Source organism: Moorena sp. SIO1F2, from assembly GCF_010672755.1.
In the GTDB taxonomy this organism is placed as follows: Bacteria; Cyanobacteriota; Cyanobacteriia; order Cyanobacteriales; family Coleofasciculaceae; genus Moorena.
Genome location: NZ_JAAHFV010000205.1, coordinates 1 through 11,492 on the forward strand (window position 1 = coordinate 1; position 11,492 = coordinate 11,492).

Consider the following 11,492-nt stretch of genomic DNA (forward strand, 5'->3'; position numbering starts at 1 on the left):
GCCACACTGAACTCAAAGAGTCAGTGTGGGAGCTGTCACTTTAATGGAACACAGACCAGGGAACAGTTGCTAGTGGTGCTTCAGGGGGGGCTTCATGTTTCCCCTCTTCGCCAGGGTTAGGTTGCTGCCCGTAACGCACCACTGCTGGGTCAAACAACTTTTAGGAGATGCACCCTAGCAATACCTCTTAACCGATTCATTAAGATGCTGCCACTACCAATAGGAATAGATTGTTCCATGCCCAACCTGAGTAGGGAACCGTTAGTAGGTTGGGTTGTACTATTGCGTAAATCCCGCACTGCCCCTAACTGGACAGTAGTTAGGTCATCTTCACCACTGTCACTAAAGCTCAACAGTTCTCCATCTGTAGATTCAGGTCTAACATCCCCATCACTATCTTCAATGGCAACATGTTGATATTTCAAGCCTAGGGATGCTGTCCATTCTGACCGTTTAAATACATCTTGCGATAAAGGACGGCGAAAAGTCACTCCACCACCAGTGCGCACAATCCGGGGGCGGTCTCCATCATTATCATCATTAGGAACTTTAATATTATTCTCACCGCTGCCTCCATTAAAGACCAAGGAAATCGAGCGCCGTCGGAAAGCATTGACCGTGTAAGAAGTGCGGAAGGGGTCTCCTGCAATCCAAGGGTCTGTAAAGCTCAAATCGAACAATAGCTCTCGGGTTCCCAGCTGAAATTCTCCCCCTAAGGTCTGATTATTACCCCCTAGATTTTGCTGTTGATAGCTCACGGTACCAAAAAAACCACTGGCAGAACTCAGACCTGCACCAGCCGCAATCGAGCCACTACTCTTCTCAATCACATCTACTACTATCACCACCTGGCGTGGGTCAGTACCGGGTTCAAAGGAAAAGCGTACATCATCGAAAATCCCTAAACCAAAAACTCGCTGTAGGTCCCTTTGGGCTTTCTTCCGGTTAAATACACTACCGGATTTTAACTCCACCTCCCGGGTAATAATAAAGGGGCGAGTATTACCCCCAACCGGTTCTTCCTGGTCAGTCATTGATGGAAGTGGGTTGCCATTTTCATCTACAATCGGGTTACCATCTTCATCGAGAAAACGCACCTTGACAGCTTCAATCACCCCTTCTGCCACGACCAAGGTGACTGTGCCATCCGGTGTGACTTGCTCAGCATCAATCACTTGAGCTAGGTCATAACCTTCTTCCTTATACCAATCGTTTAATTTTTTGATTCCCTCTTGCAGGTCTCGCAGATTCAGGATTGAGCCATATTGCTCACTGAAGATTTCATTAATTTTTTCCTGGTTTACGATCCGTTGCCCTTCCCCTGGGGGTTCTGTTTTGACTGCAACCTGGCGCAGTACTGGGTTAGCTCTGACAATAAAGCTAATCCTAACTCCCAAGGGAGTATCTTCTGGCTGCACATCCACACTGGAAAAGAAACCTGTGGCAAAGATAGCATTCACATCTTCCTGAAGCTGAGAGCGGGTGGTTGCTCGTCCTGGTCGGGTTTTAATCACCCGATAAATTTCCTCTTCCAGTTGGGGAGGTGCGCCAGTAATCAAGACTTCTGCTACCAGTACTCGTACTTCTGAGGAGTCAGAAGGAGGTTGACTTGAGGGGGGCTCCAGTTGAGTGGGTTCCGGAAGTTGCGACAGTTGATCTGTCCCAAAAGGAGGTGTTAGTTGAGCACTCCCTTCGATGCTATCGATTGATAAAGGAGGTTGAGTTGAAGGGGGCTCCAGTTGAGTGCTTTCGGGGAGTTGGGACGGTTGATCTATCCCAAAAGCAGGTGTTAGTTGAGCACTCCCTTCGATGCTATCTGGTGATAGTTGGGGTGGGTTTGGGCTAAAGGAGGGTAACTCTGCGGCTGTTGAATCTACCGGAACCACTAGTTTAGTTGGTTTAGTGGGTACTGCCACCTGGGTTGGTGAAGAATTCGACCCACCAAGAGTGGTAGGCACAGCCTGCACAACACTCTTGGTCGGTACTGCCACCTGGTTCTCAGAAGAGTGAATCACCGAGGTAGTCGTTGGTTTTGCCTGCACAGCAATTGTTTCAGGAACTGCTTGTAATGGTGTTTTTACGCCACTGGAATCCTGTTGGGGTGCATCCGGTAGGGACTGAACGGTTTCCCCACGGGTTGGTTTGGATAAACCAATACTGGCAGTAGCAGCGATCATTGCTGCTAACAAGGGAGATAAACGCATTGTGTTATTTGTTTTTGACACTTCCACACACCATTCCTATTGGGTCATTGGTCATTGGTAAACTCTCAGTAAGCCATTGATTACTGGTTGACGGAGGGCTAACAACTCCAGTGCCATAGGAGCAACTATTATATTAGTTATTAGTTGTCAGCCACAGTACCATGACTGAACACTTGACCTAAGCAAGCAATGCGCATGCCTGTTGTCTATTTTCGTTCGTCTGTGGTTATTTTTACCAATGTGCTGAATTTTTTTGGGTTACGGGTTAACGATGGCATCAATCCCGTCACTTGTTTTTACCCTGTGAGGTCTAGTCAGAGGCTGATTAGAGTTTGCTCTCAAGAATTTTTTGTAGCACTTGCTGATAGGCTTGTTCTACATTGCCCAAGTCCTTCCGAAATCGGTCTTTGTCCATCACTCGACGCTCCGGATCAGTTTCGGCTTGGTTCCAAAGGCGGCAGGTATCAGGACTGATTTCATCGGCTAATAGTAGTTCTTCAGACGGGGTTAGACCAAACTCCAACTTGAAGTCTACTAGAGTAATGCCACACTGATAGAAGAAGTCAGTGAGAATTTGGTTAATTCGCAACGCTTGCTCAATCAGTTGGTTCAACTGCTCAGGCGTTGCTAGTTCCAGCAGTAGTAAGCGATCGCGTGTTAACAAGGGATCTCCTAAGTCGTCATTCTTCAAATAAAATTCCACTAAGGGCTTTGGGAGTACCCGACCCTCTGGTATTCCAGTTTGTTGACATAGACTACCAGCAGCAATGTTCCTGACTACCACCTCCAAGGGCAGAATTTTTACCTGTTTGACCAACATTTGGTTGGGAGTAGGACGGTCAATGAAGTGCGTAGCAATTGCCTTCTCTTCTAGGACTTTGAACAAATGAGATGCGATCGCACAATTAATCTCACCCTTCCCAGAAATCTGACCTCGCTTTTGGGCATTAAAGGCAGTGGCATCATCTTTAAAGTAAGTCAGTAGAATCTCTGGGTCATCGGTAGTATATAAGATTTTCGCTTTACCTTCGTAGAGTTTTTGATCAGGGGACATAATCAGTAAGATGATGGTTGACTGACAATATATTGACAGATATACCAGCCCTAAATGATTCGTAAAATATAGTGGCCAAAGCGAACGCGATCGCGTCGGCTGCGCCTAATCGCCCTTAAGGCAAGCCCAGCAATGATTTCAGATTTTTCATGTTTGATAACTGATTTAGGATTGCTATACATCTTGACAATCACATAAAATCAGAAATTTGGCGGAGCGTGAGTTATAATTTAATCAGTTAAGTTAAGGTTAGGTTAAGAAGGTCTGGTACAGGCAATAGCTATGGTAGATCCATCTGATTTTTTACATCCTCGCAGTCCCTATCACGGTCAGTTCAAGCCAGAAAACGTGGTTTTTAACGCTAATTTACAGGAATTTGCTCAAAGAGTCAGCTACATCTGTAATCTGGAAACTGCTGGTAAGCTGCCTCCAAAAGAGGCTTACCAGCAGATTAAACAACTCTGGAAAGACTTGAAACAAAGCAAAAAGAGCCTGGGTATATAAAAGATGAAATACGTCATTCTTTACTTAGTGGTCATCGTGTAAACTCCATCCCAGGAATCATCAGGAGGATGATCACAATAGTTTTTAGCTCGGTTAATATGGAGCTTGACAGGCCGGTCATTTGGTTGTATTTCTAGTGCATCAGTAAAATACTTGAGTGCCTGGTGAAAGTCTCGTTTGATGTAAGCATTACGCCCTGCTTGATACAAATCCAAGAACCGTTTTCTGTTATCGCTAAGGGATACGTCGGTTTTGCCAATTAATTCATAAATCCTAACGGCTTGGTTTTTACCTTTGACCCGGATTTGATCTAACTCCCGCACCACAATGCGATCGCGGCACAAGTTATAGGTATACTCACTCAAGATAATGTCGCAGCCATACTCTTTGGTAACGCTTTCGAGGCGAGCACTTAGATTCACCCCATCTCCAATAACCGTATAGTCCATCCGTTTTTGGGAGCCGATATTGCCGGAAACCACTTCTCCAGAACTAATTCCCATCCCAATCCGGATTTCGGGTTGGTTATTACGGCTGCGATTGGAATTAAATTTTGCTAAGCGTGAGCGCATATCTAGAGCTGATTTGACAGCCTTCCAAGCATGATTTTGCAGGGGTAAAGGTGCTCCAAACACGGCCATCAAGGCATCTCCAATAAACTTGTCCAAGGTGCCATCGTGATTGAATACAGCCTCTACCATGGTTTCAAAATACTTGTTGAGCAACGATACCACCTCTGTTGCTCCGAGATGTTCTGTGAGGTTTGTGTAGCCCCGGATATCGGAAAATAGAATAGTTACTTCTTGCTTCTTGCCCTGCATTAAGGTATCTTCCCCGAGGGCTAAGACTTGATCAGCAACCCGTGGAGTCATGTAGCGATACATGGCTGTCTTCATACGCTTCTCACGAGTCATATCTTCTAAAACCACCAACCCACCTCGCACACTTCCCTCTGGGTTGAGCAAAGGATTGACGCTTAGGTTCAGACTGCGTTCAGTTTCCTGAACTTGGTATTTTGACAAATAATAAGTAGATGAAGATTCCGTCTGGGGTGTTTCATTCCAGGGTACATAAACATTCGGGTCATCCCACTTTGGCATTGCCAGAACCATGGATGGTGACCCTTGTGAATCCCCTTGAGCAGGTTTATAGATACCAATCTTCAGAGTTTGCTCTGGCATATAATGCCGAGTCCCCGTAGCCAAGCTATCTTGCCAACGCCACTGGAGATTTTCAATCGGCACTACATCCCAGATGTATCGACCAGTGAGCTTAGACTGCCAGAATTTCCAATCGGGACTGCCTTTTCTACGATTAGGACCACCTAGAAACTTGATAGCTGCATCATTAATCATCACAATTCGTCCCTGCATGTCAGTGGAAATCACTGCGTCGGTTAAACTTTGCAGGATATCTTGCTGATATTGCTTTTCAATCAGGACGCTTTCAAACAGTTGGGCATTTTCCAGAGCTATGCCTGCCTGAATATTAAACGCCCGCATAAACTCTTGATCAGAGCTGGTAAAGTATCCTTGGTGCTTGTTGATTAACTGAGTCACACCGATTAATATATTTTTGGAGTTAAATACCGGCATACAAAGGATACTTTGGGTGCGATAACCGGTTTGTTTGTCAGTGGTCGGGTCAAAACGCTCGTCTTTATAGGCATCTGGAATATGGAGTGGCTCACCAGTGGATGCTACATAACCAGCAATACCTCGGTTGGCTGGTATTCTTATTTCTATAGTGTTTTGTCCATCCGCTGTAGCTACCTTACTCCAAAGTTCTTTGCGATCTTGGCATAGCAAAAATAGGGTGGAGCGGTCTGCTTGCATGAGATCCCGAGCCTGCTCCATAACTACACCTAGGGTTTCTTCGAGCTTAAGGCTCTTTCCCAGAGACTCAGTTGCCTTGAGCAGAGCAATCACTCCCCGTTGGTTGCGAGCTGCCTGTTGAAATGATTGGCAGGCTTCGAGGATGATGCCAAGGTCGTCGGCAAAGTCCTGAAATTGCTTTTCGTCGGTACTGTCGAACGGCACACCGCCAGTTTTATTGAAAAAATTTATAACAGCAACCACCTGGTTATTGCTATTAAAAATTGGCATACACAGGAGGCTTTGGGTACGATAGCCAGGGATTTCGTCAAATTCTGGGTTAAATAGGGGATGATGGTAAGCAACTGACGTATTGAAAGACTTGCCAGTGGCAGCAACATGACCGACAACACCCTGATTGTGGGGAATGCGGCGTTCTATTGTTTTGTTCGTGTGACGTTGGGGAATGTTTGCCCATAGTTGACCTGTGTCGGTGTCAACCATGAAAATAGTGGCTTGGTCTGCCTGTAGGACTTGACCAACTTTTAGGGTTAAAGCCTCTATCACCTGCTCTAGCCGAGTTTCCAGAGCCTCATTGTTGATCAGTGCGATCGCTCCTAGAAACTGTTGGAAATCAGCAGCAAAGAAATCTAACCAGCAGCTAAATTGAGGAATGGATAGGGTTTTGATGCGATCAATCAGATTGCTGGTTTGTGAGGGTTGAGTTAACTGAGATAGTGTAGCGGTAACACTACTGGTGTTCCGTCTTGTCATACTTTGTCTGCTCCTGCCTTTGGAGGCGCGTGAGGGCAAGTCAACTGGGCAGATAAGAATTGCTGCGTTGATAAGTCTTCTAGCGTCTTTGACTTCAAAAACATGAATTGACACCCTGGTTATAAGTGGATCTGAGGATATCCCGATCCTGATTACAAGTTTGGCATATCTCTACAGTAAAAATTAGTACCCTAGGGGGTACTTTCTATACTATAGGTTTCCCTAAAACTGTTAAGGATTGTACAATTACAATAGTTAAGTTTTCGATAAGATTTTGCAATAAAGTCAGTAAGCTCAACCCCATTACGCCCCCTGAGACCCTCAAACCCTTCCTTGACATGTTCCCTATGACTAGGCATAAACCCTTGAATTAGGCAGGCTTAATTAGGCCTTAGGTGATTAAAACTTCACACCTAACACCTAAAACCGCTACTGGTGTCAGACCTTTGGGATGCTTACCTCAATGTCGGGAGGAGGATGTGGTTGTCTATGAAGATCTGAAGATACAAAACATGGTCAAGAATCATCATTTGGCTAAGTCGATTTCTGATGCAGGTTGGTATCAATTCACCCAATGGTTAGAATACTTTGGAAAAATCTGGGATAAAACTGTGATATCGGTCAACCCCCACTTCACATCTGCCGATTGTTCTAACTGTGGTTATCGGGTAAAAAAATCCCTCAGCACCCGGACTCATAAATGTCCTCGTTGTCATCTATAAATCTGTCGTGATACCAACGCAGCTCTCAACATTTTGAAGCGGGGATTAGAGGTTTTAGGTGTTGAATACAACAGTACCCTAGGGCATAGGGAAACTGCTGTTAATACGGAAATGCCCAGGGGTGAGTTCGACCGCTGTTGATGAAGGGAAACCTAATTCAAGAAGTTGTCTGATTGAACCTTGAATCACATATTGTGAGAATCCCCCGTTATCATCTCCGATTTAACGGGGGAGTATGTCAAGCAGCGGAAGACATGGATTCGGAAAACACGATTGCCTGGTAGTAACGTTGCAATTGGCGTGTAGCAGCTGACCAACTCCAGCGTTCAGCTTCTGCTCTAGCATTGCGGCGCAGAGTTTCCCGTTCCTGCTGTTGTGCTAAGAGACGCTGGGTTGCTGCGATCGCTCCTTGCTCATCTGCTGGATCGTATAAATACCCATTCATCCCATCGGTGACAATATCTGGAATCCCTCCAGAGTTGGCTGCTACCACGGGACAACCTGCTGCCATCGCTTCTAGTAAGACTAGTCCTAAGGTTTCTGTCCGAGAAGGAAAGATAAATGCATCAGCAGAGGCAAAGGCAGAGCCGAGGGTTGTACCGGTAAGGTAACCTACGAAATGAGTCGGGGTTCCAGCAAAGTGTGCTTCTAGTTCCTTACGGTGCGGTCCATCTCCTACTAATGCTAGGCAAGCGTTGGGAATTGCTTCTAGCACTAGCTTGATCCGCTCAATTTCTTTTTCAGCCGAAAGACGCCCTACATAAAGGAGTATGGGGCTGTCTGGATTTCCTTGGGAAAGATGCGATCGCATTTGGGATGAAGCTAACTCTGGTTGGAACGTTTCCGTATCCACACCTCGCTGCCACAAGTCTACTCGCTCAACACCATGGTCTCTTAATTCCTGTACCATAGCATTAGAGGTACACAAATTCAGCTCAGCTTGATTGTGACTAACCTTAATTAACTCCCACATAACTCCTTCGAGCATACCCAATCCGTAGTGCTGGAGGTACTGAGGTAAATGGGTGTGGTAGGAGGCAACCAAGGGAATATTCATCACCTTGGCATAATACAGACCTCCCAACCCTAATACTGCTGGGTTTACAACATGGATCAAATCTGGTTGAAACTCTTCTAATACCCCACCAATAGAGGGTCGTGGCAGGGCTAGCTTTAATTCGGGATACAAGGGTAGGGGAAAGCCAGAAACACCGTAAATTTTGGCTCCTTTGTAGGCTTTGAGTCCCCCTTCTGGGCATATAACTAGCACTTGGTCACCGTTACGCTGCAAATGTTCCACTGTGTGGCGCAACCGGGTCACGATGCCATCAACTTTGGGTAGAAATGTTTCAGTAAAAAAAGCAATTCGCATAATTAGTGATTATTGATTAGTCATTAGTTATTATTGATTAGTCATTAGTTATTAGTAGTTTATAGTCCGTTGATCCAACTTGCGTGACCTTACTCGCTAAATGTATCAGGTTTGGGGGACTTGTTGGGCATGAGATTAGTTTATAGGTATTAGAACATTGGTCATGGTGTTTAGAGATTCCACCAAGCCCTTGACTCTAACCTGATCGGTTTGGCTATAATCGTCGTTTGTATCGAACCTTTTTTGAAGTCAAACCGCCACGGTAAGAGTTAATTCTATAGTTCAGTCAATTCCGGAGTTGGAATCAGCACTTCTGACGCGAAGCTAGTCCTGGGTGCAAAGTGAAATGCTCCAGCAATCGAACCCCAAATTAGTTCATCGGTTTGGGGGTCACGTCCCCTGTCAAGACTAATCAATGTTTCTTCCATTACTTCAAAGCTACTATCGAGATAGGTTTCTTTGTTATTGCGCACCACCAAGCAAGCTTTACCTGGTTCTACTTCGGCTTTGAAGCTGTGACCAGTCCAGGTAACATTGAACGTGCAACCAGGAAGCTTCTCTAGCTGTTGGGCACTCAGGGATTTTAGACGTTCTAAATCACGGGAAGCTCCGTATAATAGTTTTTCATCCTGAACCTTGTAATTTTCGATTTTGATTTGCCCGTCTAGCTCAACAATCTTTAGTACCCGCACTCGGTAGGGGGTGTTGAGCATATAGTCATAGGCTTGCTCAAGGAACAAGCTACATCCATCTAGCACTGACCAAGGTAGAGGACGCATGCAGACGCGGATGTGAGCATATAATGGTGGATTCTCAAACGCCTGCTGTTGGTTACTAAAATCAGCTGCCATCCAGCGAGCTAAAGTAGCGATATCCGTAGAATGAGTCATTACCAGAAGTGTTGAACTTAGAATCAGGGAACTTCGGATGAAGTAGTGTTCGATGTAGTTGGTATCTTTACAATACATGGTCTTGATGCAGTCCCTTATGGTTTGGGTTCTGCATCAAGACCAATGGCTAAAACCTTTAGTTGACAAGCGCCCATCATTACCCTGATCCAAAGTTCCCTATTCTGTATTTCCTGTGCCCAGCGCTATAGCTGATAGCTTACTGGCGAGAGCTTGGGAATACCTCTGGTTTTTTTGGGCTATTTAAAACCTTTAATCCCAAACAACAGAAACTGTGTCACCTGAGCCTCACTAAAATTGTTATCACTCACCAAAATTAAACTCTGAGTGCCATCACTCAAGCGCGGACCAAGGGTCATTCCCTCTAAATTATCTAAGTAAATCCCCAATTCACTCAAATCCAACAACAACTTTTTTTGCAGTGGCTTAATCTTGGAAACATTACCCTTGAGAGTAGCAATTTTGGTTGTATCAGTTGCTCCACCCATCACCACTTGATAAAGTTTTGCACTAAATCCAAAAAAACCATAGGTACGCTCCAAACTCAGAAAATGTCCTGCGGTATCCACTGCTAATAACTCAGTCAAACCGTGAGAAAGGGTGTTAGGGGGGTCTGGCTCGAGTAAGTAAAGATGTTCACTAACCAGCATTGGAGGAGTAACGTCTCCAATCAAATAGTGCAACCAACGAATTCCCGCTGCTTGTTCGGTATCTGCTTCTGGCTGGTCTTGGTGTAGGGAGTACTCACTGGCACTAAATAAGCGAAATGATTCTTGCCCACTTGCTGCAGCTAGGCTGATCGGTTCTAAGGTTAATGCCTCAAAGCCTAAGTTATCCTGGATACCATTACTGACTGTTTCTAGGTCAGTGTCATTCGGTAGATAACGCTGGGGAATTTTTAAATTTTGCAACTGTTGTCCTGTTGCTATATCAAACTGCCGAATGAATGGAGCAATGCTTTGATTAGTAGCCCCTTCACTAGAGATAAATACAGAATCTTTTCCAGACCAAGCAATCCCTTCTGGATCCAGGGTACCCCTTACAAAGGTTTCACCATTTTCATCTTTAAGAAAAGTGACATCTTCCACTTCTACGTTTTCAATCCCTATCTTCCCTGTATCGGTGGGATTGAAGGTTAGTTTCAGGGTGTAGAATCGAGCTGGAGCTAATCGAGAACGATCATCAGAAACGGCTAAAAAGCGATCGCGTTCCCGATCATAGGTCAATCCTGACAACCCTCCCACTACTGTATTTTTGAACTTCGTTTGGGGGAGTTGATACTCCCCTAAGAAGTTCACGGAAAGGTTGAGGAAGGTGCGTTCCTCTGCTGTGATGGCTGGTAAAAAGCTACAGGTAGTGGTCAGGCTACCCAGGAATATTATTACCACAACCCATAGCATCGTTGAGATTTTTTTAGGTTTTCTTAACATTAGGTCAGTTGAGCAGTACCTTAACTTACTTGTATTATTACTTGCTTCGACCAGAAGTGTTGATTGTTATAAATTATGTCTAAAAAAAAGTACTAAGCTGTCTACCTATTGGTGCTATTTAAAAATTAAATTATGATCGCGTCATGTTTTTAAAACAGTTTACAAAACGAGTCTTGGATAGCTTAACATCTCTCCATAAAAATTACTACCCTGTCTCTTGATGCAGTCGCTCATGGTGCATATCATATTTGTTAAAAAGAAGGTAATTGTGGGAACTTTCGGAAGTTTTGTAAGTGTGAAAAGTATGATATTTTTATGATAAATTTGCCTAATTTAATGCATTAAAATGCACCCTTATGCCTTCTGCGATCTGCCTTCGATACACTTTTATTATGGGTATTGAACCGGACTTGATATAAAATCATAATGACCGAACAATTGGCAATAATTTGACTAGTTTACGACATGTCTATTACAAACATACAAAAACTATTCACCAGATTGGAACCAAATCCAAAACAAACCTTGGCAAAACATCATACCAATTTTTTTTTAGGCATTTTGAAGTTAAGCTGTTGCGCATCTCAGTACAGGACAAAAGTTGCAAAAAGTGCCAGGGAGAGGGTTTGATGGAAATTACCACAAAGACCACAAACCCTCATGGAACAGATTAACCAACTTCGAGCCAAATTGCGACCCCACCTGGGCTG

General features: G+C 44.6%; 7 protein-coding genes and 1 pseudogene. 2 read left to right on the forward strand and 6 right to left on the reverse strand.

Annotated elements, in window-relative coordinates:
• Nucleotides 1–149: 149 nt before the first annotated feature.
• On the reverse strand, nt 150–2,225 hold the full coding sequence (locus F6J94_RS21545; RefSeq protein WP_367142252.1) for a BamA/TamA family outer membrane protein: 2,076 nt from the start codon (nt 2,223–2,225) through the stop codon (nt 150–152).
• Nucleotides 2,226–2,529: 304 nt separating this feature from the next.
• Complete coding sequence (gene purC / locus F6J94_RS21550) at nt 2,530–3,258, reverse strand: phosphoribosylaminoimidazolesuccinocarboxamide synthase (protein ID WP_293026099.1); 729 nt, start codon at nt 3,256–3,258, stop codon at nt 2,530–2,532.
• Between the two features lie 282 nt (nt 3,259–3,540).
• Between purC and F6J94_RS21555 the strand changes: the two genes are divergently transcribed.
• Nucleotides 3,541–3,762, forward strand: a complete 222-nt coding sequence (locus F6J94_RS21555; RefSeq protein ID WP_293044017.1) for a hypothetical protein — start codon at nt 3,541–3,543, stop codon at nt 3,760–3,762.
• A 20-nt stretch (nt 3,763–3,782) separates the two neighbouring features.
• Here F6J94_RS21555 and F6J94_RS21560 read toward each other — a convergent pair whose 3' ends face one another.
• Nucleotides 3,783–6,350 carry an adenylate/guanylate cyclase domain-containing protein gene (locus F6J94_RS21560; protein ID WP_293044019.1) on the reverse strand — a complete coding sequence of 856 codons (2,568 nt, stop codon included), beginning with the start codon at nt 6,348–6,350 and terminating at the stop codon, nt 3,783–3,785.
• A gap of 476 nt (nt 6,351–6,826) precedes the next feature.
• Here F6J94_RS21560 and F6J94_RS21565 point away from each other — a divergent pair.
• Nucleotides 6,827–7,213 (forward strand): annotated as a pseudogene (locus F6J94_RS21565) (RNA-guided endonuclease InsQ/TnpB family protein); the annotation flags it as partial.
• Nucleotides 7,214–7,310: 97 nt separating this feature from the next.
• On the opposite strand, the gene F6J94_RS21570 reads toward F6J94_RS21565, so the two are convergent.
• The 3 genes from F6J94_RS21570 to F6J94_RS21580 all read right to left on the reverse strand — a co-directional run bounded on the left by F6J94_RS21570 (nt 7,311) and on the right by F6J94_RS21580 (nt 10,752).
• A complete protein-coding gene (locus F6J94_RS21570) occupies nt 7,311–8,444 on the reverse strand; it encodes a glycosyltransferase family 1 protein (RefSeq protein ID WP_293026093.1) in 1,134 nt (377 codons plus the stop codon).
• 275 nt (nt 8,445–8,719) lie between these two features.
• The gene (locus F6J94_RS21575) at nt 8,720–9,334 is read right to left on the reverse strand and encodes a chromophore lyase CpcT/CpeT (RefSeq protein ID WP_293044025.1); all 615 of its coding nucleotides are present in this window, start codon (nt 9,332–9,334) and stop codon (nt 8,720–8,722) included.
• A 257-nt stretch (nt 9,335–9,591) separates the two neighbouring features.
• Nucleotides 9,592–10,752 (reverse strand): esterase-like activity of phytase family protein, encoded by a 1,161-nt coding sequence (locus tag F6J94_RS21580; protein ID WP_293044021.1) that lies wholly within the window; start codon nt 10,750–10,752, stop codon nt 9,592–9,594.
• Nucleotides 10,753–11,492: the final 740 nt, after the last annotated feature.

Excerpts from the sequence above, each read along its gene's own strand:
- purC (WP_293026099.1), bottom strand. The coding sequence starts at position 3,258 with ATGTCCCCTGATCAAAAACTCTACGAAGGTAAAGCGAAAATCTTATAT.
- F6J94_RS21555 (WP_293044017.1), top strand. The coding sequence starts at position 3,541 with ATGGTAGATCCATCTGATTTTTTACATCCTCGCAGTCCCTATCACGGT.
- F6J94_RS21560 (WP_293044019.1), bottom strand. The coding sequence starts at position 6,350 with ATGACAAGACGGAACACCAGTAGTGTTACCGCTACACTATCTCAGTTA.
- F6J94_RS21570 (WP_293026093.1), bottom strand. The coding sequence starts at position 8,444 with ATGCGAATTGCTTTTTTTACTGAAACATTTCTACCCAAAGTTGATGGC.
- F6J94_RS21575 (WP_293044025.1), bottom strand. The coding sequence starts at position 9,334 with ATGACTCATTCTACGGATATCGCTACTTTAGCTCGCTGGATGGCAGCT.
- F6J94_RS21580 (WP_293044021.1), bottom strand. The coding sequence starts at position 10,752 with ATGCTATGGGTTGTGGTAATAATATTCCTGGGTAGCCTGACCACTACC.